Annotated in this window: 21 protein-coding genes; 5 read left to right on the top strand and 16 right to left on the bottom strand. The window is 63.3% G+C overall.

Annotated features, from left to right (window positions below):
* Window positions 1-29: 29 nt before the first annotated feature.
* Window positions 30-1,298 (bottom strand): gliding motility lipoprotein GldJ, encoded by a 1,269-nt coding sequence (gldJ, locus tag Q5H93_RS10530; protein ID WP_305006489.1) that lies wholly within the window; start codon window positions 1,296-1,298, stop codon window positions 30-32.
* A gap of 69 nt (window positions 1,299-1,367) precedes the next feature.
* A complete protein-coding gene (locus Q5H93_RS10525) occupies window positions 1,368-2,399 on the bottom strand; it encodes a PorP/SprF family type IX secretion system membrane protein (RefSeq protein ID WP_305006488.1) in 1,032 nt (343 codons plus the stop codon).
* Between the two features lie 271 nt (window positions 2,400-2,670).
* Between Q5H93_RS10525 and Q5H93_RS10520 the strand changes: the two genes are divergently transcribed.
* Window positions 2,671-5,727: an AsmA family protein gene (locus Q5H93_RS10520; RefSeq protein ID WP_305006487.1), complete on the top strand. Its 3,057-nt coding sequence runs from the start codon at window positions 2,671-2,673 to the stop codon at window positions 5,725-5,727.
* Window positions 5,728-5,811: 84 nt separating this feature from the next.
* Complete coding sequence (locus Q5H93_RS10515; protein WP_305006486.1) at window positions 5,812-6,636, top strand: DUF4382 domain-containing protein; 825 nt, start codon at window positions 5,812-5,814, stop codon at window positions 6,634-6,636.
* Window positions 6,637-6,709: 73 nt separating this feature from the next.
* Here Q5H93_RS10515 and Q5H93_RS10510 read toward each other — a convergent pair whose 3' ends face one another.
* The 12 genes from Q5H93_RS10510 to Q5H93_RS10455 form a co-directional block, all read right to left on the bottom strand.
* Complete coding sequence (locus Q5H93_RS10510; protein WP_305006485.1) at window positions 6,710-7,207, bottom strand: DinB family protein; 498 nt, start codon at window positions 7,205-7,207, stop codon at window positions 6,710-6,712.
* A gap of 91 nt (window positions 7,208-7,298) precedes the next feature.
* Window positions 7,299-7,763: a DUF6970 domain-containing protein gene (locus tag Q5H93_RS10505; protein WP_305006484.1), complete on the bottom strand. Its 465-nt coding sequence runs from the start codon at window positions 7,761-7,763 to the stop codon at window positions 7,299-7,301.
* A 104-nt stretch (window positions 7,764-7,867) separates the two neighbouring features.
* On the bottom strand, window positions 7,868-8,257 hold the full coding sequence (locus tag Q5H93_RS10500; protein WP_305006483.1) for a diacylglycerol kinase family protein: 390 nt from the start codon (window positions 8,255-8,257) through the stop codon (window positions 7,868-7,870).
* The gene (locus tag Q5H93_RS10495) at window positions 8,250-8,843 is read right to left on the bottom strand and encodes a GNAT family N-acetyltransferase (RefSeq protein ID WP_305006482.1); all 594 of its coding nucleotides are present in this window, start codon (window positions 8,841-8,843) and stop codon (window positions 8,250-8,252) included. The genes Q5H93_RS10500 and Q5H93_RS10495 overlap by 8 nt, the downstream gene beginning before the upstream one ends.
* Before the next feature lie 110 nt (window positions 8,844-8,953).
* On the bottom strand, window positions 8,954-9,676 hold the full coding sequence (locus Q5H93_RS10490) for a DUF434 domain-containing protein (RefSeq protein ID WP_305006481.1): 723 nt from the start codon (window positions 9,674-9,676) through the stop codon (window positions 8,954-8,956).
* A 97-nt stretch (window positions 9,677-9,773) separates the two neighbouring features.
* On the bottom strand, window positions 9,774-9,962 hold the full coding sequence (locus tag Q5H93_RS10485; protein WP_305006480.1) for a hypothetical protein: 189 nt from the start codon (window positions 9,960-9,962) through the stop codon (window positions 9,774-9,776).
* Complete coding sequence (locus Q5H93_RS10480; protein WP_305006479.1) at window positions 9,934-10,464, bottom strand: hypothetical protein; 531 nt, start codon at window positions 10,462-10,464, stop codon at window positions 9,934-9,936. Before Q5H93_RS10480 ends, Q5H93_RS10485 begins: the two co-directional genes overlap by 29 nt.
* Before the next feature lie 77 nt (window positions 10,465-10,541).
* A complete protein-coding gene (gene fumC, locus Q5H93_RS10475) occupies window positions 10,542-11,942 on the bottom strand; it encodes a class II fumarate hydratase (RefSeq protein WP_305006478.1) in 1,401 nt (466 codons plus the stop codon).
* A 285-nt stretch (window positions 11,943-12,227) separates the two neighbouring features.
* Window positions 12,228-13,334 carry an energy transducer TonB gene (locus Q5H93_RS10470; protein ID WP_305006477.1) on the bottom strand — a complete coding sequence of 369 codons (1,107 nt, stop codon included), beginning with the start codon at window positions 13,332-13,334 and terminating at the stop codon, window positions 12,228-12,230.
* Window positions 13,321-13,980 (bottom strand): RNA polymerase sigma factor, encoded by a 660-nt coding sequence (locus Q5H93_RS10465; RefSeq protein ID WP_305006476.1) that lies wholly within the window; start codon window positions 13,978-13,980, stop codon window positions 13,321-13,323. Before Q5H93_RS10465 ends, Q5H93_RS10470 begins: the two co-directional genes overlap by 14 nt.
* 140 nt (window positions 13,981-14,120) lie before the next feature.
* Window positions 14,121-15,194 (bottom strand): DUF6268 family outer membrane beta-barrel protein, encoded by a 1,074-nt coding sequence (locus Q5H93_RS10460; protein WP_305006475.1) that lies wholly within the window; start codon window positions 15,192-15,194, stop codon window positions 14,121-14,123.
* Between the two features lie 119 nt (window positions 15,195-15,313).
* Window positions 15,314-15,778, bottom strand: a complete 465-nt coding sequence (locus tag Q5H93_RS10455; protein WP_305006474.1) for a DUF2147 domain-containing protein — start codon at window positions 15,776-15,778, stop codon at window positions 15,314-15,316.
* A gap of 279 nt (window positions 15,779-16,057) precedes the next feature.
* Between Q5H93_RS10455 and Q5H93_RS10450 the strand changes: the two genes are divergently transcribed.
* From Q5H93_RS10450 to Q5H93_RS10440, 3 genes are all read left to right on the top strand, one after another.
* Window positions 16,058-16,405, top strand: coding sequence for a carboxypeptidase-like regulatory domain-containing protein (locus Q5H93_RS10450; protein WP_305006473.1), 348 nt, complete (start codon window positions 16,058-16,060; stop codon window positions 16,403-16,405).
* Between the two features lie 50 nt (window positions 16,406-16,455).
* Window positions 16,456-18,546, top strand: a complete 2,091-nt coding sequence (locus tag Q5H93_RS10445; RefSeq protein WP_305006472.1) for a vWA domain-containing protein — start codon at window positions 16,456-16,458, stop codon at window positions 18,544-18,546.
* A gap of 210 nt (window positions 18,547-18,756) precedes the next feature.
* Window positions 18,757-19,176 (top strand): peptidase associated/transthyretin-like domain-containing protein, encoded by a 420-nt coding sequence (locus Q5H93_RS10440; RefSeq protein WP_305006471.1) that lies wholly within the window; start codon window positions 18,757-18,759, stop codon window positions 19,174-19,176.
* 443 nt (window positions 19,177-19,619) lie between these two features.
* Here the strand turns inward: Q5H93_RS10440 and Q5H93_RS10435 are convergent, their stop codons facing one another.
* A complete protein-coding gene (locus tag Q5H93_RS10435) occupies window positions 19,620-22,436 on the bottom strand; it encodes a DUF7619 domain-containing protein (protein WP_305006470.1) in 2,817 nt (938 codons plus the stop codon).
* Window positions 22,437-22,514: 78 nt separating this feature from the next.
* Window positions 22,515-25,436 (bottom strand): DUF7619 domain-containing protein, encoded by a 2,922-nt coding sequence (locus Q5H93_RS10430; protein ID WP_305006469.1) that lies wholly within the window; start codon window positions 25,434-25,436, stop codon window positions 22,515-22,517.
* Window positions 25,437-25,486 lie beyond the last annotated feature (50 nt).

The raw sequence follows: 25,486 nt of genomic DNA, 5'->3' as shown, positions 1-25,486 counted from the left end.
GAAAGCGGCCTTTTCTATGCCTAACCAGCTTATTTGTTCGAGCCAGGGTTAATCATCGCGCAACGGAAACCGATGGTTGCCGTGGCCGAATCCTCGGCCATGAAGCGGCGGGTACCGGGCGAGAGGTAGTAGGCTACGTCGCGCCACGAGCCGCCTTTGTACACGCGAACGTGGTCATCGATGAGCGACTGGTAGCCTTTTTTGTCGTATTTATCGGCGGGGTCAAGCACGCCGTTACGACGGAAGGGGTTCAGGTCTTCCACATCCTGGTACGACAGAGGGCGGTACACGTCCTGCACCCACTCGTTCACGTTGCCGGCCATGTTGTAGAGGCCATAATCGTTCGGCGGGTAGGCATATACGTACTCCGTAATCATAGCGCCGTCGTTCAGGCTGCCGGCGATACCGGCGTAGTCACCCCGGCCGCGCTTGAAGTTGGCCAGGAACTGGCCCATCTTGTTGCCGTAGGCGTTACGCGTCGAGCGGCCATCCCAGGGGTAAATGCGCTTCTCTTCCTGGTTTTCGTTGCCTACTTCCTGGGTGCCGATGAGGGACTGCGCGGCGTATTCCCACTCAGCCTCGGTGGGGAGGCGGTAGTTGGGCAGCGTGTTGCCGTTTTCGATGGAGATACGCTTGCTGGGGTCGCCACCCGCGCCTTCGGCAGCACCGGCACCTTCAGCGGCGCCTTCGGCAGCGGCGTCATCACCTTTTTTCTTCTTGCTCTTCTTGCCACCGCCGTCGTCCGAGCCTTTGGCGGCCAGGGCCTCGTTCACCTTGGCCGTACGCCAGGTGCAGTAGTCGTCGGCTTGCAGCCAGCTTACACCCACCACGGGGAAGTAGCGGAAACCGGGATAACGCAGATAATAAGTAACATAGGGGTCGTTAAACGACAGGTCGCGGGCCCACACCATGGTGTCGGGCAGGGCAGATTTGTAGAATTCTTCGGCCGAGTCGGTACGGATAAAGTGCAGATATTCGAGCCAGTGGATGTTGGCTACTTCGGCTTCGTCCATGTAGAACGAGGCGATGGTAACGGTGCGCTCCAGGTTGTCGTGCGACATCGTCACGTCTTCCTCCTGCGAACCCAGTACGGTACGGCCGCCCTCAATGAACACCAGACCAGGCCCTTCGGGCATGTTCTTGTAGCTCGACACGGTCATGCCCTTTTCGGTGTTGTATTCGATGCCCGTCGTCGAAGAATATTTACCGGGTTTAGCGGCGGTGGGAGGGCCGCTTTTGCAGCTGGCCAACGCACCGAGGCCCAGCACTGCCAGGCGCAGATAATTAGAGAATTTCATAACGAGGCTAAAATGGCCGAGAGGGATGAAGAGTTAGCTAGGGCAATTTGGATGCAATGTTACAAAAAATTAGAATGCCGGACAAGGGGCCAGCGGGTAATCGCGTCGTTTTAATCGACGATAGGCATTTTCCAGCTTATCAAAGCTGCGCAAGGTCAGCGTTATTTCGTGGGCGCCGCCCAGGTCGCTGCTGAGCGGCGTGAGACCCACATCGTAGCTGTAGCCGATGCGCAACGCGCCGACGCTCACGCCCACAATGGCCGCCAGCACCTGCTGCTGATTAACGCTGCCGGGTAGGATAATATTGCGGTACATGGCGCCGAGCGTGATAGGCGAGGCGGTGAAATACGCACCGGTTTCGATGCGCTGGGAGGCGCCCTGGCGGCTGTAGGCGGCTGTGGGCGTTAAGCTTACTTCGCGGGTGGCAACGCCGGGACCGGGTTTGAGGAGGAAAAATTTATAGCCGCCCGATAAATTCAGCGCCATCGGCAGATTGGTGCTGCGGCGGAAGGCCAGGCTGGGCTGATTGAGGTGCTGGCCCGAAATGCTGAGCCAGCTATTCTCGGAATACAGCACGGCCCCGGTGCCGATGCTGAAGTAATTGACGGGCGGATAATTCGTCAGCTCGGCCGAAGGATTGCCGGTTACGGTGCCGTCGTCGGCAATCTGGTCGCCAAACAGAAAATTATTGACCGGCGACTGCTGGCGGCCGTAGCTGGCGTTGAGGCCGCCGCTCAGGGCCAGGGTTTTGGTGAGGCGGGTGTGGTAGGCGTAGTTGCCGCCCACCTCGAAGCGGGTGTAGTTCAGCTCGCCGGTGCGGTCGTGGTTGAATACCAGGCCGATGGCGTGGTGGCGACCCGGTTTATCGAGGCGCAGGTCGGCGGCGAGGTAGTTGGTTTTGAAGGTGCCGACGAGGCTGGGAAACTGGTTGCGAAAGCCGAAGGTGAGGCTGTAGTCGTCGAGCAGGCCGGTGTAGGCCGGGTTGGTGTAGAGGCGCGTGGCGAAGGGCTGCGAAAAATACACGTCCTGCGCCTGCGCCGTGGCGGCGGTGAGCAACAGCGTGGTGGCAGCCACAAAATGTGATGAAACAGAAAGCAGCATAGGCGGCAGCGCAGGGGTGGATGGCACGGGCAACGTTGCTCCCAGGCAGTTTAGTGCAGGCGAAAGTACGAAAGTTCGAGGCAGCAATTCGAACGGGGCACTAACGGACAAAGCGCCCTGCCGGACGGAGTTTTGTTGGGCCCGGTCGATTTCGACTTGCGAAACTCAAGGGTAAAAGCGTTAGTTTACGGTGCCGACGGGGCCGGAAAGCGGGCTGCTGTCGGGCAAGGGGCGGTACTTTTGCCCCAAGACATTCATTTAACTGACTGCTATGCGCAAGATTCTGATTGGTGTGCTGGTGTTTGTGGTGCTGCTGGTGGCGGCCCTGGCGCTGGCGCCGTTTCTGTTCAAAGACAAGCTGAAGGCCCTGGCCGACGAGCAAATTAAGCAGCGAGTGCGGGCCACGGTGCAGTACGACCCCAGCAACATCGACGTGAGCTTATTTAGCTCATTTCCGGATTTGACGCTGAATTTGCGCGAGCTGCGTGTCATCGGCCTCGACTCGTTCAGCCGCGATACGCTGGCCTACCTGCCCAGTCTGCGCGTGGGCCTCGACGTGATGAGCGTGGTGCGGGGCGGCGAAATCCAGGTGAAAACCGTTGAGCTGGAGCGGCCTGACTTGAGCCTTCGCAAGTTGAAAAGCGGCCTAGCCAACTGGGACGTGATGATTTCGGACTCCGCCGCTGCTACCAAAGGCCAGGATACCAGTCAGGTGAGTCTGGCCATCAAGGGCTGGAAAATCAACGATGGACGCGTGCGCTACGAGGATTTGACGCTGCCCTTCAAAACCGATGTGCGCGGCCTGAACCATAGCGGCAGCGGGGATTTCGCCAGCAACGTGTTCGATATGACCTCGAAGACGACCGTGGACGACCTCGACGTGAGCTACGGCGGCGTGGCGTACCTGACGGATAAAAAGCTGGATGCCGACATGACCATCAACATGGACCTGGACAAGATGCTGTTCACGTTCAAAGATAATAAAATCAAGCTCAATGATTTCCCGCTGAGCTTTGCCGGGGCCGTGGGGCTGCCGAATGCGACGGACATTACCTACGACGTGACCTTCAAGGCGCTGGAAACGGACTTTAAAACCATTCTGAGTCTGGTGCCGGGCGTATATACCGAGCAGTTCAAGGATGTGGAAACCAGCGGCAAGGTGGCCTTCGACGGTTACTACAAAGGCACGCAGAACAACCTGAAAATGCCCGGCTACGGCGTGAACCTGGCCGTGACGAACGGGCAGTTCAAGTATCCGCAGCTGCCGCAGGCGGCCAAGAACATCAACGTGAAGATGAACGTGGACAACCCTTCGGGCTTCACCAACAACGTGAAAGTGAACGTGCAGCAGTTTCACCTCGACCTCGGCCCGAACCCCATCGACGGCAACGTGCTGATTGACGGGCTGGAGCCGATGAAGGTAGATGGCCGCGTGAAGGCCAACGTGGACCTGGCCGAGATGCTGAAAGTGTATCCGGTGAAAGACCTCGCCATGCGCGGGCAGTTTTTCGTGGATGCCACGGGCAAGGGCGTGTACTCGAAAACGCAGATGCCGGTGGTGAATGCCGCCATTAAGCTGACCAACGGCTACGTGAAATCGGCCCAGTTTCCGGCGCCGATTGAGCAGATTAACCTGAACGGTACCGTGACCAACGCTACGGGCCAGGTGAATGATACTTACATCAACCTGCCGCAGTTCCGGATGGTGCTGGAAGGCGAGCCGCTGGAAGGCCGCCTGGCGGCGCACAACATCGACAAGCCGGTGTTTGACGCCAACGTGCGCGGCACGGTGGACCTCACGAAAATCACCAAAATCTTCCCGCTGGAAGGCATGACCGTGACCGGGCGCGTGAAGGGCGACATCGCCGCCAAGGGCAACATGGCCGACGTGGAAGCCGGCCGCTACCAGAACGTGGTGGCCAGCGGCACCGTGCAGGCCAACAACGTGACTTACAAGAGCGCCGACCTGCCGCAGGGCGTGAAAATCAGCTCGGCCAACGCGCGCTTCAACAACAACGAAATCGTGGTGCAGAGCCTGAACGGCATCACCGGCACTTCCGACTTTGCGGCCTCGGGCACGGTGAGCAACTACATGGGCTACCTCTTCACGCCGGGGCAGTCGCTACGCGGCACCTTCACGGTGAACTCGAAGAATTTCAACGTGAACGAGTGGATGGTGGACGAGGTAACGGCCAAGCCCTCGGCCACGGCCGCCAAATCGACGGCCAGCAAGCCGGCTACCGAAGCCAGCGGCGTGCTGCAGATTCCGAAGTACATGGACCTGACGCTGAACAGCAACGTGAACCAGGTGGAATACGACAACCTGAAGCTGACCAATGTGAAAGGCACGGTGCTGGTGCGCGACGAAACCGCCACCATGAAAAACTTGACCTTCAATACGCTGGGCGGTAGTTTTGGCACCACCGGCAGCTACAGCAGCAAGGATTTGGCGCACCCGAAATTTAACTTTGGGCTCAACATCAAGGACCTGAACTTCCAGAACGCCTTTTCGGCCTTCAACACCATCAAGACGCTGGTGCCGCTGGCCAGCCAGGTGGAAGGCGTGTTCGGCACCACGTTTAACGTGAGCGGCGAAATGGGGGCGGACATGATGCCGAACCTCAACACCCTGACCGGCGGGGGCGTGTTCGACATCGTGAAGGCGGCAATCAATCAGTCGCCGGTGATGACGCAGATTGCCAGCCTCACTACGCTGCCCGAACTGAAGAACATCGTGGTGCTCAACAAGAAAATTGACGCGCAGCTGGTGAACGGCAACCTGGTGGTAAAACCCTTCGACCTGACTGTGGGCGACGTGAAGATGACCGTGGGTGGCTCGAACAGCGTGAGCGGCCTGCTCAATTACGTGACGGCCCTGAATGTGCCCACCGGCAAGCTCGGCAACGCCCTCAACAGCAAACTCACCGCCCTGACGGGCGTGAAGGACATCAAGGGCACGGAGCGGGTAACGCTGGGCCTCAACATTGGCGGTAGCGTGAGCAAGCCCAGCGTGAAGCTCACCAGCGGCAGCGTGAAAGACCAGACCAAGAGCATCGTGACCAGCGTAGTGACCAGCAAGCTGAACGACGTGCTGGCCAACGCGGCTACCAAAAACAAGTTTCTCAAGGATAGCACGCTACGCCTTGAAAGCCTGAACAAAGCCGCCCTCGAAGCCAAGGCTAAGGAAGAGCTGGAAAAGCGCCGCCTCGAAGCCGAAGCCAAGGCCAAGCAGGAGGCCAAGAAAGCCATCGGGCAAGGATTGAACAACCTGTTTGGGCCCAAGAAAAAGCCGGCCGCGGCCCCCGCCGATACTACGAAGACCAATTAAGGTCGACAACCTTTGGTGAAAAGCGGCAGTATTGTTGCCCAAGGCGGCCCGGTAGCTCATCAGCTACCGGGCCGTTCTTTTACCATGAAATCCAACTTCGTCATGAAAATCAATCAATTATTTCCGGCGTTTGCGCTGGCCTTGCTGGGCCTGGCCAGCTGTTCCAAAGACTCTTCCGACGACACGAGCGGCGCGGGCATGTCGAAATTCGAGGTGCGCCTGACCGATGCGCCCGGCGACTATGCGGCCGTGAACATCGATGTGCAGCAAGTGCAGGTGCACGTGACCGACGGCGACGATGAAGCGGGCTGGCAGACGCTGCCACTCATCCGGCCGGGCGTGTACAACATCATGGACTACACCAACGGCAACTCCGTGGGGCTGGTCAGCGCCGACTTCCCCGCCGGCAAAATCTCCCAGATTCGCCTCATCCTGGGGCCGAACAACACGCTGGTGCTGCGCGACGGCACCGTGAAAGCCCTCACCACGCCCAGCGCCCAGCAGTCGGGCCTGAAGCTGAAAATCGACGCCACGCTGGTGCGCGACGTGACTTACCAACTGCTGCTCGACTTTGACGTGGCCAAGTCCATCGTGAAGCGCGGCAACAGTGGGCAATACAATCTAAAACCGGTCATTCGTACCATCACGACGGCCGTGGCGGGCGGTATCCGGGGCGTCGCTACGCCGGCTTCGACCCGGCCGCTGGTGCTGGCCATTCGCACCTCTACTGTGCCCAACGACACGCTGAGCACTACGGCCGATGCGGCAGGTGGCTTCCTGCTGCGGGGTGTGCCAACCGGTAACTACCGGGTGGAGCTGCATTCCGGGCTGCTGTATCCGGTGGTTACGCGCAACATCAGCGTCAGCAACGACCAGATTACCGACCTGGGCACGGTGGCAGTGCGCTGAATAGCCGGCTGATTAACAACAAAAAGAGGCTGCCTTGACGGGCAGCCTCTTTTTGTTGTGGCCCAATGAGAATTTACAAGCTCGGCACCGCCCGGCCGGCGGCGTCCTGCTCGCGGCAGTAGGTGATGAAGTCGGAATTGACGGGCTCGAAATTGTGGTCGCGCAGGCGGGTGGCTACCTGGGCGCGGTGGTAGCTGGCGTGTACCACGGCGTGGGTCAGGATGTCGTGCACGGCGCTGTCGTAGCTGTTGCCGAGTGAGTTGGTGTAGAAAATGCGGCGCTGCAGCTCGGTTTCATCGGCGCGGGCCATCAGCTGGTGCAGGGCTTCGGAGGTTTGCTGGTGCAGGGCGTGACAGGTGGCGAGGTCGTGCTCCTGCCACACTTTCACGGGCTGGGGCTGGCCGCCGATACGCGAAATCCAGATGGCCTGGGCGTTGAGCACGTGGCTGAACAGGCGCAGGCACACGGCCGGCACTTCCTGGCCAGCAGCTACAATTTCATCGAGGCGGGCGATAACCGTGTCGTTGGCCCACACATTGAAGGCGCCGAGTTTTTCGAGGGTATTCATCATGTTTAATTATTAGTTATTAGTTTTGAATTATGAGTGGGGGCAAAGGACTATCCAAGCCCAATTCGTAACTCATAATTCAAAACTCATAACTCTACCTGGGGTCTTGCCAGACCATCTTTTCGTTGGTTTTGTTTTTATTGAAGTCAGCACATTTGCCGTCGCCCTTGCCAGTGATGCCGCCGTCGGGGTTGCAGATTACCTTGCCCTGCGTATCGTAGAGAATGGAGAATTGGTCGCAGCAAGGCGCTGATTCCCAGTAAACCGTTTGGTCACGGTACTGGTAGGTCAGGATGCGGATTTTGGGGTTGCGCTTGCGCTCGGCCAGGATGGCGTCGATACGGCTTTTCAGCCAAGCGGGGCGGTGGGTGGTGTCCGACTCCATGAGGCGGGCGGGCACTTCATCCACGGTGTTGGCGCTGGTGGGGGCAGGGGTGTTGGGCTGGCTCACGAAGCCGCTTTCGGGCGCTTTGGTGGGCGTGCCGAACTCCACGCGGTCGGAAGTGCAGGCGGCCGCAAACAACAATAGGCCAGCGGCCACAGAGGCAAGAAAGCGCATAAAACAAGAACTAATGACAGAATCGCCCGGCGACCAAAAGCCGTCCGCGTAGGCATGGCTTTACGCCCAGTCCGGACAATAGTTTATGAAGCTCAACAACAAACTCAGGAAAACACCTTCGGCCCAAACACCAGCAGCCCTACCGCCACCGCGCCCAGCGCCGCCAGCAGCACCGCACCCGCCGCAATGTCCTTGGCCTTGCCCGCCAGCGGGTGAAAGCCCGGTGACACCAAGTCCGTCAGCGCCTCCAGGGCAGTATTTAACAGCTCAGCCACCCATACCCCGGTAATGGCCAGCGCCACCAGCGCCCACTCCAGCCGAGCCAGCTGATAATAAAACCCCAGCCCAATAACCACCATCGTAGCCACGGCATGCGCCTGCATGTGAAACTCGCCACGCATAGCCACCCAGATGCCGCGCACCGAGTGCCCGACGCTGGCCAACCGCCGCGCCAGGCCGGTACGGCCGCCGGTGGGGTCGAAGGGCTCAGCCACGGGCGTCGAATTCTTTGAACACGGACTGGCGCAGCTGGTCCCATTCCGGTTTCAGCACGCTGAAAATGACAGTATCGCGCCGCCGGCCGCCCTGCGTGATGCGGTGGCTGCGCAGGATGCCCTCCTCGGTAGCGCCCATGCGGCTCATGGCCTCGCGCGACTTCCAGTTGCGGGCGTCGGTTTCGAGTTCCACCCGCTCGCAGCCCAGGTTGCCGAAAGCGTGGTTGAGCAGCAAGTGCTTGCAGGCCCGGTTGAGGCCGCTGCGCTGAAAATCACGCCCCACCCAGGTATAGCCAATGCTCAAGCGCTTCTCGTCCGGGTGGCAGTTGTAGTAGCTGGTGCTGCCCGCAATGCGCCCCGTAAGCCGGTCGATGATGACGAACGGGTAGCGCAGGCACTGCTCGCGGCCGTGCAAAGCCTGCCGCAGGTAGGCCGCCAGCTCCACCGGCGTGTGGGCGGCCGTGAGGGTGTAAAGCCACAATTCCGGGTCGAAGGCCACTTCCTTGAGGGCGGCGAAGTCGGCCAGCTCCAGCGGGCGCAGCCGGACGCGGTTGTTTTCCAGAACGAGGTGCGTCGAAAAATCCATGCGGGGGAATGCAAACGGGCCGCAAAGATGCCGGGAAAAAAAGAAAAGCCGCTCTTTCCAGCAAAGAAAAAGCAGCTTTAGTTTTGAATAAGAAGCAAATGATTATCCCTTCAATCCCCACTCAAATCGAGCAGCCAGGCGGGTGGCTCGGCCTGCAGCACCAGCTCAGTCAGGTTGAGCCAAGCGTCGGCGCGGTCGAGCACGGCCGAGTCGGCGGTTACCACGACATCGCTTGTCACGGCCAGCACGCGGTCGGGGTCCATCACTACTTCAGCCGTCCAGGGCAAACCCAGCTCGGCGCCGAGGTCGCGCAGCCGGGCCGCCAGCCGGCCGCTGTTCGACACGGGCTGGTCGAACAGCCAGCGCACCGGCCCGGGCGTCAGCGGGGCCAGCGCCGCCGCCACCAGCCGGATGGCGCGGTCGGTTTCCTGCACCGCCCGGTAGGTGCCGTGGATGCTCGATAAGTCGCGAAAGGCGCCGTCGCGCCCCCGCAATACCACGCCGCCGCTGAGGGCCGTTTCGAGAATGATAATAAGGTTGAAGCCGTCGATGGCAATTGGCCGGCCGCTCACTTCTGCCGGTTGCAGCCGTTTGGCGATGCGCCTGGCGCGGCTGGCGTCGGCGCAGGAGGCGCGGGCCACGGCCCAGCGCTGGCGTTCGGTCATGGCGTAGCGGTCGCCCACCAGCTTCACGGCCGCACCCGAAGGATAGTCGCGCGTCAGCAGCCACGATAATTCACTCACCGCCTGGCGCATCAGCGGCAGCCATTTGGGCGCAAACAGCCGGTCATCTTCCGGGTGCGGGCCACGGTGGCGGGTATCGGCGGGGCGCATAAATAATGGGAATTGAAAAGTGAAAGCAAAGATGCCGGAAAAAAGAAAAGCCGCCCCTCTGGTAGGAGGGGCGGCTTATGAATTCCGAAAATCGGGGCTAGAAGGCGTAGGTGTAGCCGGGGATTTGTGGTTGAGGCTTGTGCAGATAGTATTTGCTGCCATCCTCGCGCACCAAGAATAGCTCAGCATTATCAGGCTCAGATTCGCGACGAGCAGCTTTACGAGCCTCACGTGCCACTTGACGCGGGTCATGCTTTTTAGAACGTTTCGGCGAAAATGCTTTCATAACGGGCTATGATTGAATCAGCAACTGCTGGTTGCGAAGCTAGCTCCGCAGGTAAAACAAAAATACTACTGTTTTCTGGCCTTGATACCATGACGTGACGTGTTGGATTAAGTTTCAGTTCCAGCATCCGCGTGTAAAGCTCGAAGCGCTTGGTGCGACGGTCACTCGTCTCATCCACCATCGCCGCGGCAATAAACCCAAAACACGCCTGCGGGTCGTGCCGGATTACCTCGGCCAGAATGGCCAGCACCGTGCCGCCCAGCTTACCCGCCGCCTGCTGGTTGGTGCGCAGGCGGTAGCGGTTCAAATTATGCACTTTGGCGTAGAAATCGGCCGTGTACAGGTGGTCGTCGTAGGCGTGGATTTCGACCAGGTACTTGCGGCGCGAACTGGGCGAGTGCATGAAAAACTTGTAGATGTCGAGCCACTGCCAGCTTTCCCGCCCCTCGGTACGGTTGCGGTTGCGTTGCACGCGCCGGTAGGGGAGAATAGTATTAAACATGCAACGCAAAGATAACAAAAAAGCGTCAGGCGAATTATTCGCCTGACGCTTTTGCGCTACCTGGAGCTAGCGGGTGGCTACTTGATTTCGCCCACCATTTCCTCGGGCTTCATCCACTCGTCGTACTGCTCGGCGGTGAGGTAGCCGAGCTTGAGGGCGGTTTCTTTGAGGGTCGAGTGGTTTTTGTGGGCCGTCTGGGCAATTTCGGCGGCTTTGTAGTAGCCGATGTGGGGGTTGAGGGCCGTCACCAGCATCAGGCTGCTGTCGACGTGCTTCTTGATGTTGGGCAGGATGGGCTCGATGCCCACGGCGCACTTGTCGTTGAAGGCCACGCACACGTCGCCGATGAGGCGGGCCGAGTGCAGGAAATTGTAAATCATCACCGGCTTGAACACGTTCAGCTCGAAGTGGCCCATCGAGCCGCCCACGGTGATGGCCACGTCGTTGCCCATCACCTGAGCGGCCACCATGGTCATGGCTTCGCACTGGGTGGGGTTCACCTTGCCGGGCATGATGCTGGAGCCGGGCTCATTGTCGGGGATGGAGATTTCGCCAATGCCGGCGCGGGGACCCGAGCTGAGCATGCGCACGTCGTTGGCGATTTTCATCAGGCTAACGGCCACCGTTTTCAGCGCACCGTGGGCTTCTACGATGGCATCGTGGGCAGCCAGGGCCTCAAACTTGTTTTCGGCCGTGACGAAGGGCAGCTTGGTGAGGTCGGCAATGTGCTGGGCCACGTTCACCGCGTAGTTCGGCGGCGTGTTGATGCCGGTGCCTACGGCGGTGCCGCCCAGGGCCAGCTCGCTCAAGTGGGCCAGCGTGTTGTTGATGGCGCGCAGGCCGTGGTCGAGCTGCGAAACGTAGCCCGAAAACTCCTGGCCCAGCGTGAGCGGCGTGGCATCCATGAAGTGGGTGCGGCCGATTTTCACCACATTCATGAATTCCTTGCTCTTCGCCTTCAGCGTATCGCGCAGCTTCTCGATGCCCGGAATCGTAGTTTCGACCAGGATTTTGTAGGCCGCGATGTGCATGGCCGTCGGGAAGGTGTCGTTTGAGCTTTGGCTCTTGTTCACGTCGTCGTTCGGAGCCAGGAATTTCTTCTCGTCGGCGAGGCTGCCGCCCTGCAGTACGTGGCCGCGGTAGGCCACTACCTCATTCACGTTCATGTTGCTCTGGGTGCCCGAGCCGGTTTGCCACACCACCAGCGGGAACGACTCGTCGAGCTTGCCGGCCAGGATTTCGTCGCACACTTTGCCAATCAGCTCGGCCTTTTCGGGCGTCAGGATGCCGGCGTCGCGGTTGGTGAGGGCGGCGGCTTTTTTCAGAATGGCGAAGGCTTTGATAATTTCTTTCGGCATGCGGTTGATGTCCTGCGCGATGGGGAAATTCTCGATGGAACGCTGGGTCTGGGCGCCCCAGTAGGCGTCGGCGGGTACCTGCACGGTGCCCATGGTATCCTTTTCGGTGCGAAAAGCCATGATGGTGAATGAGGGATGGGAGGGAAGTAGAACTGCGTTGAGTTGCTACAAAAGTACGGCCGTTCGCAGGAGTAGAACGACAAGCTCCCCTCCTTGGAAAGGAGGGGATGTGAGGCGCGCTGAGCGCCGAACGGGGGTGGTTCGCCCGCTCGCGCCGGTAGAACATCGCAGTAATTTTTATTTAACTACTCCAAAAGCCCAGGCGGCGCGACCGGGCGAACCACCCCCGTTCGCTGCTCTTCGCAGCTCACATCCCCTCCTTTCCAAGGAGGGGAGTGTCGTTCCTTAAAATGGTACCGAGATTTCTACCGTGGTGGGTACGCGGCGGCCGGCCGAGACGGCGGGTGTCCAGGTGGGGCCGTCGCACACGATGCGCTCGGCTTCGGCGTCGTAGTCGTCGCGCAGGCCGCGGGTTACTTTCACGTTGTGGAGGCGGCCGTCTTCGCCTACCGTGGCCTTGATATGCACCATGCCGGTGAGGCGGGTGGTGTTGATTTCGGGCTCGAACTCGGTGGCGGCGCGGCGCAGGTATTCTTTCAGGGTTTTCATGCCGCCCAGGGGCTGGGCGGGCAGGGCGGGCACCGGCGGCATGGGCTCGGGGCGGCGCACGCTGCCCTCGGCGGCGGGGGCGGCGGTTTTGGCTTTCATACTGGCGCGGCTGGCTGCCACGCTGGGCGCGGCGGCTTTGTCGTCCTTGGCTTCTTCCTGTTTAGCCGTCAGCTCGTCGTTCAGGGCAAAATCGGGGGCGGCTTCGGCTGAGGCGGCCGAGCTGGTGACCGGAGTCAGTACCACGGCTACGTCGGTATCGGCGGCTGCCGCGGCGGGCGGGGTGGGGCGGGCGGCGGGCCTGGCCGCGCGGCCCGGCGCGGCCACGGCGGGCGGCGCGGCGGCTACTTCGGTAGCGGGAGTGGCGTTGGCGGCTGGCTCAGTGGCTGGCTCGGCTGGTGCCGCCGCCATTTCGGCCGGGGCGGCGGTTGCGGGCGGCGCGGGCGGGGTGGCGGGGGCCACTACTGTGGTGCGGGCCAGGTCGGGCTGGGTGCTGGGCGCGTTGTGCTGCCAGCCCCAGAGGCCGCCGGCCAGCAGGCCCGCAATGGTGGCCGCGGCGGCCAGCGGCTGCCAGAGCGGGCGGCCCACGGGGCGCAGCTCGGGCTGTTGCAGGCGCGCCTGCAGGCGGGTGCGCAGCTCGGCCACGGCCTGGTCGGTGCTGGCGGGGGTACCCATGGCGAAGCCGGCCACGAGGTCGTCGCAACGCTCGCAGTCAAGGGTGTGGGCTTCGATGGGCTGCTGCTCGGCCGGCGGGAGGGTGCCGGCCGCGTACCGGCGCAGCAGGTCCACGTCCGGGTGCGGGCCGGGCGCGGTGAGCAGGGCTGATGTAAACTTAGCGGCGGACATGGAGCGGAGACGCGGAAGAGGCCGGCGAAGCGGCCGGCGCGGGTGGGTCGAGCTGGCGGCGCAGCATACGCTTGCCGTTTTGCAGGTGGCTTTTTACGAGGTTGATTTCGAGGCCGGTGATTTCGGCCACTTCGCGGTAGCTCTTTTTTTCGAGGAAAAACAATTCGAGGCACTGCCGCTGGGTGGCGGGCAGCTGGGCCAGGGCGTGCTCGATGCTCTGGAGACGGATTTCGTTCTCCTCGGCCTCGGCGGCGTCCTGGGCCGCGCCTTGCAGATGCGGGGCGGCGGCAATTTCCATATCCACGGCGTCAGGAAATTGCAAAACTTTGCCCCCGGCCCGTTTTTGCGAGCGCAGCTGCATGAGGCAGTAGTTGCGGGCCGTGATGTGCAGCCAGGCCGGGAAGTTCTCGGGCTCGTGGGTTCGGAGCTTGATGACCAGGTGCTCGAAGAGCTGCATCACGGCATCCTGGGCGTCTTCGTCGGGCGGGGCCAGGTAGCGGCGGCACACGGCAAAGGCCTCAGGCATATAGCGGTCGTAGAGCAGGCCGAGGTCGGCCACGTCGCCGTGCGCGCGGTAGCGGGCCAGCAGCTCCTGGTCGGAGAGCGGGGCGGCGGCAGCGGGCGCAGGGCGGCGGCGGAAAAACATTCTACAGGGAAAGATAACGGGCGGGCGCCCATGTGGCCCGCGCTACACGATGCCCGGCAGCGGCGCACCCGGCAAAAATAAAGGGCGAAGCAAGCTCCGCCCTTTAGTAAAATCAACTGCCCAAGCCGTCTACAAATTTTTTACGGACTAACCAGGTTTACGCTGAGGTTGAAATACAGCGGATTAGTGAGCTTGTTGCTATACAGCGAAGGCTCGGAACCCAGCAGACTTTCTTTCTCGCCGGTGGGATTTTGGTGGCTGAATACGTCGTTGCGGTAGTTGTAGCGCAGGCCCGCCTGGGCCGACACCCAGATGAAACCCACCAGCTGCCGCTCGTAGGTAAGGCGCGGCTTCAACTCGCCCCGGCGCAGGTAGTAGTCGTCGGCGCCCACGTTACCCAGGTAGTAAGCGTTGCCTTCCAGCTCATAGCCAATTTTAAGCAGCGCCGTGGTGCCGAAGTTGCGCCGCAGCTCGGCGCGGGCCGGGAACACCACTTCGCAGCCCCATTTGGGCGAGAACGTGCGGTTGTAGAGCAGCACCGGGATGTAGAGCAGCTGCCCCGCCCGGTAGGTGCGCGAGGCGCCCACGCCCCACTGCAGGTTGTCGTTGGGCTTCCAGCCGAAGATGGCCGTGCCGCTGTAAGTGATGTGCTTGCTGCTCAGGTCGCCGGGCTTGCGGTAGTTGCCGTTGGCGTCCACGTTGCCTTGCAGTAGTAAAAAATGCTTGCTGTCGAAGGGCTTAAACACAGTGGCGTTGAAGCCGGTGGTGCGCAGGCCGTCGTCGAGCTTGGCAAACAGCAGTGAGCGTTCGGGGTTGGCCAGGCTCAGGCCGGTGTTCCAGTACGTGAGGCCGAGGTTAAGAATAAAATTGTTGCGCGAAATCACCGGCGCGTTGAAAGCCAGCCGGATGCCACGGGCGGCATCGACCCGCGTGGTGGTGGGGGCGGGCACAGGATTGGCGGTGCTGGGGCCGGTGGTGGTGACGTCGTACGGCAGCTGCGCCTCGTAGCCCACCGAGATGAGCTTGGTAGGCGAGATGTATAACACTTTCTGGGTGTTATAGCTGGTGCTGCCCTCGGCTGAGGCATCGCCGAACTGGTCGAAGTTTTCCTCAATGGGCGGCAGCTTGGTGGTGTCGGATGGCGCGGTTTGGGCCAGCGCTGAGCTGGCAGCCAGCAGCAAAGCGCTGATGGGCAAGAGGTAAAGTTTGGTCATGAGTGCAGAGCGTAGGCAGATGATGAACGAGGCCATTTGAAAAGTCACCACCCGCCCACCGCAGCAGCATGCGCGGATAAGCGGGTGGTGAAACCGGCCGGAATTACAAATTCAGGCACTTACTTCTTCATAGCCTGGCGCTTCCACACATCGGTGCGGCCGAAGAGCGACACGCCGATGTAGCCGCGCACTTCCAGGGTGTTGGCGTCGGTCAGGGTCATTTCGCAGCTGTAGTCGCTGCCGTTTTTGGGGTCGTAGATTTTACCATCGCTCCACTTACCGTCGCCGGAATACACGAAGTCGCGCATGTTTACCAGGCCTTTAAGGGGCGTTTTGCGCTTGGCCTCGTCGGGGTTGTTCACGTCGGTGCGCGGGGTGCCTTCGGGGGTGTTGGGCACTTTCAGCCACACCAGGCGGCCAAAATACTTGTTGCCGCTTTTGTAAATCTGAATCATGCCAGTGCCTTCGCCATTCTTCCACACGCCGAGGACGTCATCGGGGCCGACGGCGGCGCGGGCGGGGAGTACGGCCAGCAACATGCTGAAAGCGAATAAAAGTCCGAAGCCCAGGAGGTACTTTTTCATGAGGTGGGAATTTGAAAGATGAAGTTTTGATGAAGCGCAAATGTAGCGCATAGGCCACATTTACAAGAAAGAGGCCAAAAAGCAGACGAGTACGCTTTCTTAGCGTGTAGCCAATTGACTGACAAGCTTAGTAATTAGCCTGACGCTGCTTGCAGCAGGAACGAATGTTGAGAGCTGTTTCCGGCAGCCGCGGGAGTAAAAAAATACCCGGCGCGTGTGCAAAATCCGCCCGGCCCGGCATCAGCAGAGCAGAACCCGCTTCCAATACCCGCTCCTGCCATGAAAAAACTCCTGCTCCTGCCGCTGGCCGCCACCTGGCTGCTGGCCCTGGCCCCGGCCCCGCAAACCGCCGCCGCCACTACCTGCGAGCCCACTGCCGAGAGCGTCATTCTCACGGGCCGCATCACCGACCGCTACACCGGCGAGGGCCTGTTTCGGGCCGCGGTGCAGGTGAAGGGCTCCTACATCGGCACCTACACCAAATCGGACGGCAGCTACCGCCTGAGCGTGCCCGTGGGCTCGGCGATGCTGGAGTGCAACCACCCGGGCTACAGCAAAGCCGAGCGGGCCATTGCCGACCAGAAGGTCATCAACGTGCCGATGGACGTGGCGCCCGACCCGGAATAAGCCGCCCCGGCGCCTCAGAAAAAATCCCCCACCAAACCCCCGTTGCTGCCATGAAAAATCTCCTGTTGTTGCCGCTGGCCGTTGCTCTGCTGGGTGCGGCTCCCGCTTTGGTGCCCGCCGGCTGCCCCAAGCCTGCCGCTGCCGCCCGCCAAACCATCACCATCACCGGGCGCATCATCGACCAGAGCACCAATGAGGGCCTGCCGGGCGCGGCGGTGCTGGTGAAAGGCACCACCATCGGCACGGCCACCAATGCCGACGGCCAGTACTCGCTGGCCGGCGTGCCCGCCACCGGCGCGGTGCTGCAAATCAAATACCTCGGCTACGTGACGCAGGAATTGCCCGTGGGCAGCCGGCGCGTAATGGATGCCGCCCTGCTGGTAGATACCAAAGCCCGGCAGGAAGTAGTGGTGACGGGCCTGGGAGTGCCGCGCGAAAAGCGGGCGCTGAGCTACACTACTGCGAAAATCAGCGCCGATAAATCGGCGCAGAAACCGAAGCACAGCCCGTCGCGGGCGGCGGTGGGTCGGGTGCCCGGCGGGCAGCTAAACGCCGACGCCACCAGCGGCCTTACCGACGAAGAAAAATCCGCCGGCTTTGCCGGCGACGACGGCGCCGCCGACTGGGGCGCCCCCGCCTACAGCCCCGCGCCCCTCGGCTACCCCGCCAAGCCCGAAGCCGGCGCCGGCGACACCTACGCCAAAATCGAGGAAAACAAGTTCTTCGACGCCCGCAAGGATGCCCTGAGCACCTTCGCCCTCGACGTCGACAACGCCTCCTACACCAACGTGCGCCGCTTCCTCAACGAAGGCCAGCTGCCCCCGCGCGACGCCGTGCGGGTGGAGGAAATGCTGAACTACTTCCACTACAATTACCCCGCGCCCGCCGCCAATAGTGCTGACCCCGTGCGCATCAGCACCGAACTGGCCGTGTGCCCCTGGAACCCCGCCCACCAGCTGGCCCGCATCGGCATCCAAGCCAAAAAAGTGGAGACGGCCCAGCTGCCGCCCGCCAACCTGGTGTTTCTGGTGGACGTGTCGGGCTCGATGTTTTCGGACGACAAGCTGCCCCTGGTGAAAGCCGGCCTGAAGCTGCTGGTGAAGCAGCTGCGCCCCCAGGACCACGTGGCGATGGTAGTGTACGCCGGGGCCGCTGGCCTGGTGCTGCCCCCCACGCCCGGCAATAAGCCCGAGGTGATTCTCGATGCCCTCGACCGCCTGCACGCCGGGGGCTCCACGGCCGGCGGGGCCGGCCTGCGCCTGGCCTACAGCACCGCCCGGCAATACTTTAAGAAGGAAGGCAACAACCGCATCATCCTCGCCACCGACGGCGACTTCAACGTGGGCGAAAGCTCCGACGCGGCCACCGAGCAGCTCATCACCGAGCAGCGCGAGAGCGGCGTGTTTCTGACGGTGCTGGGCTGCGGCCGCGGCAACCTGCGCGACTCGCGCATGGAAACCCTGGCCGACAAAGGCAACGGCAACTACGCCTACCTCGACAACCTCGACGAGGCCGGCCGGGTGCTGGTGGCGCAGTTCGGCGGCACCTTGTTCACGGTGGCCAAGGATACCAAGCTGCAAATCGAATTCAACCCCGCCCGGGTGGCCAACTACCGCCTCGTAGGCTACGAAAACCGCCTGCTGGCCGCCGAGGACTTCAACAACGACCGCAAGGACGCCGGCGAGCTCGGCGCGGGCCACACCGTCACGGCCCTCTACGAAATCGTGCCCGTGGGCAGCCCCCAGCCGCTCATCGACCCCCTGAAATACCAGCCCACGCCCTGGACGGCCGCCCTCACCGACGCCCGTAAAGTCGCGCCCGCCACCGCCGAAGTGCTGACCGTGAAGCTGCGCTACAAGGAGCCGCAGGGCAGTACCAGCAAGCTGCTCAGCCAGCCCCTCACCGGCGCCGCCGCCAGCATTGAAAAGGCCTCGACCGACTTCCGCTTTGCCGCCGCCGTGGCGCAGTTTGGCATGCTGCTGCGCCAGAGCGAGCAGCGCGGCGCGGCCACCTGGGCCAGCACCGCCACCCTGGCCGAAGGCGCCCGCGGCACCGATGCCGACGGCTACCGGGCCGAGCTGCTGCGCCTCGTGCGCCTGGCCGAGGGCCTCAGTGGGAGCGGTGCCGTGGGGGCCCGCTAACCCCGGGGGGAGGGGGGGCGGCCCTTCCCCTGAACGGGGCCTCTGCTGGCGCGCGTCTCCGACGCGTGCCAACTGGCTCGGCGTCTCCAGACGCCCCGGGTGCGCCGCCTGGGCTAGTCGTTCAGCCAGCGAGCCGGAGGCTCGAACCCAATTGGCACGCGTCGGAGACGCGCGCCAGCCTATCGATTCCATAACTCTCCCTTTTCACTGATGAAAAACCTTCTACTCCTCCTGGGGCTGGCCTTGCTGGCCCCGGGCCGGGCCCCGCTTGCCCAAACTGCGCCGCCCAAGGCGGGCGCTTCCCGCACCATCACCGGCCTCGTGCGCAATGGCCGCACCGCCCTGGGCGTGCCCCGCGTGCGGGTGCAGGTGCAGGGCGACACCGCCAGCCACGCCTTCACCGATGCCGATGGCCACTTCCGCCTGCTGGTACCCAACGCCGCCCAGGCCACCCTCGAATTTGAGAAATACGGCTACACCGGCAGCACCGTAATCCTGGCCGCGCAGAAAAAGCCCGAGCTACGGGTGTGGCTGGAGCGCGAGCCCACCGTCTGGAAATCGCAGAAGGCCCTGGCCCGCGACTCGGCCCGGCGGACGCGGGCGGCGCAGCAGGCGGCGGTCACGAAGTAAGGACGAATTATTTCGCGGCTCTAAAAGCAAAAAGGCCCCGCTGAAACCAGCGGGGCTTTTTCACAACCATAAAGAAATTACCTACTATAAAAACACTTGGATAAGCGAACCAGAATGCGTCGGAAGGAATAAAGCAGCCATCGGCCGCCGGATAAAAAACAGATTCAAAAAAAGGGCAAAGCGTTGCCAGGGCGCCGGGGCTAAGGCGTTGAAAAATCAGAGCTAAGGAACAGGGAAGGCCTGAGGTCGGCGGCAGAAGCTGCGCCCCGGTAACGGGCCGATGCAGGGTCTTATTGCAAAACCGTGCCAAGTTTTTTCATTCGCGAAAAAGCCTCCCCGCAACTGCCGGTACTGGCAGCTGCAGGGAGGCTCGGGAGGTATTGTAGCGCGAATCACAACCGAAAGTCAACGAGGTTGAAGTTCGCGCTACTGGTGCGGTTGCCTTATTTCCGCTGCACCGGGCGGGTGCTGCTGCGGCCATCGGGCAGCGTCAGGCGCAGCACGTAGAGGCCGGGGGCCTGGGCGCCCAGGTCGAGCGTCTGGCGGAAGGCGCCGGCGGGCGTCGGCAGCTGCCGCTGCTGCACGGGGCGGCCCAGCACGTCGAGCAGCTGCAGCTGCACGAGGCCGGCGGTGGGCAGCTCGGCTTCGATGGTGAGGGCCTCGGTGGCGGGGTTGGGGTAGCTGCTCCAGGCCAGGGCCGGGCGGGTGTTGAGCACGGCGCTGGGCAGCAGCACGGCCGTAGTGGCGGTGTTGGTGGTCACGGGCGCGTTGTAGTCGAAGAAGATGTGAGCGCGGTTGGGGATGATTTCGCCCACGGCCAGCGTGGGGCGCGGCTGCACCCGGAAGCGCACGAAGCCCTGCGAGCGAATGACATCGGCGGTGCGGTGGGGTAGCTTGATGCTGAGGAAGCGTACCGTGAGGAGGCCCGTGCCGGTGAGGCTCCAGATGCAGTTGTGCGACTGCGCGACCAGCTGCATAGTGCTCAGGTTCAGCTTGTGAAAGTCGAGCGTATCGCTGATAACCACGGTGAAGGCGGTGTCGGTGCCCATGTTCTGGAACCGGATGGTGTAGTCGAGCGGCTGGCCGGCAGCAATCTGGGCGGGGCTGAGCCGCGAGTAGTTCACGGCGATGTCGTTGGGGTCGAAGGAGCCGGTCACGGTCTGGGCCGTCGCGCTGCTGTTGTCGCTCGGCTCCACATCGCCGCTCAGGGGCGCGGTGGCCGTGGAGCTGATGGCCGTGCCCAGCACCGCATTCACCGGCAGGCTAAAGCTGAGGTCGAAATCGCGGCGGCTGAGCGGCGCCAGGTTGCTGTAAGTCCAGGTAACGGTCTGATTGGTGCGGCTGCCGCTGGGCGCGCTGGCCACGTAGCTCAGGTGGCTATCGAGCACCACCGCCACGCTGCCGCTGGCCGTCGTGGTGCCCACGTTTTCGAGCGTGACGCGGTAGCGGGCCACGAAGCCGGGCCGCACGGCGCCGTAGGGCGTCAGCACCACGCGCACGTCGGCCTGGTTGGCCACGGGCCGGAAGCCGAAATCGCGCCCGGCATCGACGTTGCCGAAGCCGGTGAAATTGCCCGTGTACGGGCCGGTGGTGGGCTGCGAGATGGTGTAGTGCTTCGGCGGCACGGGCAGCGGCAGGGTGTAGGCGCCGGTGCCGGTGTAGGTCACGTATTCGCCGGCGACGTCGGTGCTGCCAAAGCTGTTGAGGGTGGCCTGGGTGGCATTCATCACCACGGTTTGCGGGAAGGGCAGGTCGGCGGTATCGTAGCTGCCGTTGCCGTTCTGGTCGAGGTAGAGCGTGCCGCGAATGGTGTTGTGGTGGGTGCCGATGCGGGCCACGGCCACCCCGGCGCCCACCAGCGTGAAGGCCCCCAGGCGCGTGGCCGGCGGCGTGGTGCTGAAGCCGCCCGGGCCGGTGGTGGAGCTGGTAGTAGCCTCCAGGGCCCAATAGATGTTGCCGTGCCGGTCGGCCCCGAAAGCTACCGACTGGGCAAAGCCATAATCAGTAGGGCTGGTGGCATACTGGTTGCTGGTGCCGTCGCCCACCGCCCACAGCGGCTGCCCGCTGGCGCTGTAGCGCACGAGATTGTTTTCGGAGCGCAGTATCAGCGTGCCGATGGTGGTGGGAGAGCGGCCGGCAATAAGGGCCGTGTAGGCCTGAATAGTTACCTCGCCGTTGGGATGTACCATGATTTTCTCACCCGTGGCACCTGGCAGGCCGCCCACGGTGGGCTCCTGGTTGGTCACCCACACCAGGGTGCCGGTGGGGCTATACTTCGCCACGCCAATGCCAATGGTGCTGTTCACGCTGCCCGTGATGTAGTAATTGCCCACCGAGTCGATGGTCAGGTCGCGCCGCTGGGGCACGGGCACAGCCGCCGTGAAGCCCGGCCGGGCCTGCACCGGGGTGCCGGTCGGGCTCACTTCCAGCATGAAATCGAGGTACGCGGCCGGGTTGGTGGTGAGCACGGGCGTGGGCACGACGCTGGCCCCGTAGAACAGCGAGATAATGGCCATGCCGTGCACCACGCAGCCACCCGTCGGCCGGGGGGCCAGGCCGGTGTTGGAGTAAATGCCGGAGTAGGGCCGGCCGTTGAGGCCAAACTGGCCGCCGGCGGGCACCCCGCGCAGGGGATTCATCCACTGGCCGGTGCCATCGGCGCGGGCGCCCAGCACGAAGGTGGACGTCGAGTCGAGGCGCAGGCCGCCGATGGTGATAACACTGTCAATCTCACTGAACAGGTAGAAGTTGCCACGGCCGTCGGCCGCGCTGCTGGTGTACACGTTGAGCTGCCGGGGCAGCGAGTTGGTCCAGCTGAGTGCGCCGGTAGCGGCGTTGATTTTGCCGTAGAAATTGCGGTTGCCGCCGCCCGCTACCGGCGCTCCGCCCCAGCTGGGCGCGTTGCTGAAGCGGCCCGTGACGAACACGCCGCCGTTGGCTGGGTCCACGTTCAGACCGCGCGCGTCGAGGAAGGTGTTGTTGAGCTGCTTCACCCAGCTCACCTGCCCGGTCGAATCGTATTTCACGATGGCCTGGGGGCCGAAAACGGCGCGCAGGGTCTGGTTGCCGATGCGGGCGCTGTCCTTGAAAACGATGCCGACGTAGGTATTGCCGGCGGCATCAGTGGTGCCGCCGCCGGCAAAGCCGGAGTTGTCGCCCTGGTTGCGGGCCAGGCGCGCCCACTCAACGAGCTGGGCCGAGGCTGGCGAGTACCAGCCGAGCAGGCACAGCAGCAGTAGCAAGCGATGTAAAAGTTTCATAATTACTAAAATCAGAAAGTGAAAGAGAAAGCTGCAGGGTCGGCGAGCGGCACCAGCGCCGCTCGCCGACCGGCAGGCTTATTCCACCGCCAGGCGCTGGCTGGTGCTGCTGCCATCGGGCAGCGTGAGGCGCAGCACGTAGATGCCGGGACGCAGGCTGCTCACCGCCAGGGTGTGGCGCAGGGCACCGGCTGCGGCGGCCAGACGCTGCTGCTGCACGGGGCGGCCCAGGGCGTCGAGCAGGGTCAGCTGCACGGTGCCGGCCGTGCGCAGCTCGGCGGCTACGGTCAGGCTGCTGTGGGCGGGGTTGGGGTAGGCCGCGAAGGCGGTAGTGCGGGCGTCGGCGGTGAGGGCGGTTGGCAGCAGCACGGCGGTTTGGGCGGTGTTGGTGCGTACCGGGGCGTTGTAGTCGAAGAAGATATCGGCCTTGTTGAGCACGAGGTCGCCGAGGTTGAGCGTGGTTTTGGGCAGCACGCGGAAGCGCACGAAGCCCTGCGAGCCCAGCTCGTTCTGCGCCTTATAGGGCAGGTGAATGTTGAGGAAGCGCAGCACCAGGCTGCCGGCGCCGCTGATGCTCCAGGTGCAGGGGTGCGACTCGGCCAGCAGCTCCAGGGTGGTCAGGTCGAGCTTGCGGAAATCGAGCGTATCGGTAACCACCACGGTAAAGGCCGTGTCGGTGCCCATGTTCTGGAAGCGGATGGTGTAGTCGAGCGGCAGCTGCGCGGCCACGTCGGTGGGGCTCAGCCGCTCGTAGCTCACGGCAATGTCATTAGGGTCAAAGGAGCCGGTCACGGTCTGGGCCGTCGCGCTGCTGTTGTCGGTCGGTAGCACGTCGGCGGCCACGGGGGCGCTGGCGGCGAAGGCCAGCGAGGTGCCCAGCGCGGTGCCAGCCGGGATGTTAAACGAAACATCGAGCGTGCGGCGGCTCAGAGGCGGAATGGCCGGGTAGTTCCAGCGCACCACGCGGCCGGTGGTGGTGGTGCTGGGGTAGCTGCCGATGAACGTCACCTGCCCATCGAGCGTGATGGTGGCCGTGCCCGCCGGAATGGTGCTGGTGCCCACGTTGTCCAGCGTCAGGCGCTGCCTGCCGTCGAAGCCGGGGCGGGCGGCACCGTAGGCCACCAGCGTGGCGCGCAGGTCGGTCTGGTTGGCCACGGGCGTGAAGCCGAAGTTGCGGTTGGTATCCACGTTGCCGTAGCCGCTGAAGCTGCCGGTGTAGGGGCCGCTGGTGGGCTGGGTGAGGGTGTAGTGCAAGGGCGCTACCGGCGCGGCCAGGGTGTAGGCGCCGGGGCCCACGTACACGTTGAACACGCCGGTGGTGTCGAAGGAACCGAGGCGGGCCTGGGTGGCCTGCACGGCCTGCAGCACCATGGTGCGCGGGAAAGCGCCTTCGCTGCCGTCCTGCACGCCGTTGCCGTTGGCATCGAGGTAGAGGCGGCCGCGCACGGTGTTGTGCTTCGTGCCGATGCGCGCCACGCTGATGCCGGCGCCCACCTGCGTGAGCTGGCCCAGCAGGTAGGTGGGCGGCGTGAGGCCATTGCCGTTGGGACTGATATTGTTGGGCGAGGTCGAGCCGGCCGAAGTGGTGTAGTACACGTTGCCGCGCCCATCGAGGCCCAGGCCGGCGGGGTCGCTGTAGGAGGTGGTGGTTTGCGGGAAGGCGTCGCCGGCGCTGCGGCTGGCGGCGGTCCACTGCGGCACGCCGGCCGCGTTCAGGTGTACCAGGCTATACTCGTCGGTCAGCGTGAAGCTGCCGATGGTGGCGGGCGTCAGCACCGGGCGGAGGTCCGACGTCACGAGCATGGTCAGCTCGCCGTCGCGGTCCACCACCAGCTCGGTGGCGTAGTTGGTGATGTACACCGGGCTGCCGGACAGGAAAGTCTGGGTCGGCTGGGTGGTCACCCAGAGCAGGTTGCCGGTGGGGCCATACTTGGCGGCGCTGGTGAAGGACTGCTGGTAGCCCGTGCTCGCCTGCTGCACGGTGCAGCCGGCCACGTAGTAGTTGCCGGCCAGGTCGGCGGCGGCGGCTTCTACGTTGGGGGCGGGGTTGGTGGCGGTGCTGCCGCCGCGGCCGGGCCGAATCCAGGTAAGCACGCCGCTGGGGCTCACGGAGGCAATGAAATCGTCGAACGAATGCAGGGCGGTGCGGCTGGGCAGCACCGGCGGGGTGCCGGGCGCGCCGAAGTACAGGGCCTCATTGAAGCTGCCGAACAAGAGGCAGCCGCCGGCGGCTTGTGGCCCGAGTTTTAGGTGGTTGATGCCCGAGGGGCAGCGGGGGGCGTAGGGCTGGGTGGGAGGCGGCAGGGGCGTGGCGCGCAGGCGGCGCACCCATTCGCCGGTGCCGCTGGCGTTGTTGCCCAGCACAAACCGCTCGGTCGAGTCGATGGGCATGCCGCCCACGGTGGCCGGGAGCGTGGTGGAGGTTACCTGGTTGGCCAGGTAGCAGTTGCCGAGGCCATCGACGGTCAGCGTAGGCGAGCTGTAAATCTGAAAGCCGACCGGGCGCGTCCAGAGCAGGTTGCCGCTGGCGTCGCATTTGCCATAGAAGCTGGTGTAGGTGGTGGACAGGCCCGCCGCGCCGGGCACGGCCGCACCGCCCCAGGTAGCGCCGCCGCGCATATCGCCAATCAGAAAGAAGCCACCATTGACGGGGTCGGCTTCGAGGGAGTGAAAGATGCCGAACGGGAGCCGCATATTAGTCAGGCGCTTAATCCAGGCCACCTGGCCGGTCGAGTCGTATTTCACAATGTGCAGGCTGCCGCCGCCGAGGTTGCTGCCATTGGGAATGGCCAGGGTCTGGCCACCCACGCGGGCGCTGTCCTTAAAGCCGATGCCCACGTAGGTATTGCCGGCGGGGTCGGTGGTAGAGCCCTGGCCGATGCTGCCGTTGCTGCCCAGGTTGTGGGCCAGCCGGGCCCACTCGAATACCTGAGCCGAGGCCAGGTGCTGCCACCCGAGCAATAGCCCGACCAGCAACAGGAGGTTGCGTACGATTTTCATATCTCAGAAAGAAAGTTTAGGAAGTGAAGCGGCCGGCCTAGGGCGGCCGA

Source organism: Hymenobacter aranciens (assembly GCF_030580865.1).
Classification (GTDB): Bacteria; Bacteroidota; Bacteroidia; order Cytophagales; family Hymenobacteraceae; genus Hymenobacter; species Hymenobacter aranciens.
Note: the sequence above shows the minus strand (reverse complement) of the source record. Positions and strands in the feature narration are given on the sequence as shown.

Coding starts and splice junctions, on each gene's coding strand:
- Q5H93_RS10515 (WP_305006486.1), top strand. CDS start 5,812: ATGAAATCCAACTTCGTCATGAAAATCAATCAATTATTTCCGGCGTTT.
- Q5H93_RS10450 (WP_305006473.1), top strand. CDS start 16,058: ATGAAAAAACTCCTGCTCCTGCCGCTGGCCGCCACCTGGCTGCTGGCC.
- Q5H93_RS10525 (WP_305006488.1), bottom strand. CDS start 2,399: ATGCTGCTTTCTGTTTCATCACATTTTGTGGCTGCCACCACGCTGTTG.
- Q5H93_RS10510 (WP_305006485.1), bottom strand. CDS start 7,207: ATGATGAATACCCTCGAAAAACTCGGCGCCTTCAATGTGTGGGCCAAC.
- Q5H93_RS10460 (WP_305006475.1), bottom strand. CDS start 15,194: ATGACCAAACTTTACCTCTTGCCCATCAGCGCTTTGCTGCTGGCTGCC.
- Q5H93_RS10465 (WP_305006476.1), bottom strand. CDS start 13,980: ATGTTTTTCCGCCGCCGCCCTGCGCCCGCTGCCGCCGCCCCGCTCTCC.
- Q5H93_RS10440 (WP_305006471.1), top strand. CDS start 18,757: ATGAAAAACCTTCTACTCCTCCTGGGGCTGGCCTTGCTGGCCCCGGGC.
- Q5H93_RS10490 (WP_305006481.1), bottom strand. CDS start 9,676: ATGCGCCCCGCCGATACCCGCCACCGTGGCCCGCACCCGGAAGATGAC.
- Q5H93_RS10445 (WP_305006472.1), top strand. CDS start 16,456: ATGAAAAATCTCCTGTTGTTGCCGCTGGCCGTTGCTCTGCTGGGTGCG.
- Q5H93_RS10505 (WP_305006484.1), bottom strand. CDS start 7,763: ATGCGCTTTCTTGCCTCTGTGGCCGCTGGCCTATTGTTGTTTGCGGCC.
- Q5H93_RS10455 (WP_305006474.1), bottom strand. CDS start 15,778: ATGAAAAAGTACCTCCTGGGCTTCGGACTTTTATTCGCTTTCAGCATG.
- Q5H93_RS10435 (WP_305006470.1), bottom strand. CDS start 22,436: ATGAAACTTTTACATCGCTTGCTACTGCTGCTGTGCCTGCTCGGCTGG.
- Q5H93_RS10470 (WP_305006477.1), bottom strand. CDS start 13,334: ATGTCCGCCGCTAAGTTTACATCAGCCCTGCTCACCGCGCCCGGCCCG.
- Q5H93_RS10430 (WP_305006469.1), bottom strand. CDS start 25,436: ATGAAAATCGTACGCAACCTCCTGTTGCTGGTCGGGCTATTGCTCGGG.
- Q5H93_RS10485 (WP_305006480.1), bottom strand. CDS start 9,962: ATGAAAGCATTTTCGCCGAAACGTTCTAAAAAGCATGACCCGCGTCAA.
- Q5H93_RS10520 (WP_305006487.1), top strand. CDS start 2,671: ATGCGCAAGATTCTGATTGGTGTGCTGGTGTTTGTGGTGCTGCTGGTG.
- Q5H93_RS10495 (WP_305006482.1), bottom strand. CDS start 8,843: ATGGATTTTTCGACGCACCTCGTTCTGGAAAACAACCGCGTCCGGCTG.
- fumC (WP_305006478.1), bottom strand. CDS start 11,942: ATGGCTTTTCGCACCGAAAAGGATACCATGGGCACCGTGCAGGTACCC.
- gldJ (WP_305006489.1), bottom strand. CDS start 1,298: ATGAAATTCTCTAATTATCTGCGCCTGGCAGTGCTGGGCCTCGGTGCG.
- Q5H93_RS10480 (WP_305006479.1), bottom strand. CDS start 10,464: ATGTTTAATACTATTCTCCCCTACCGGCGCGTGCAACGCAACCGCAAC.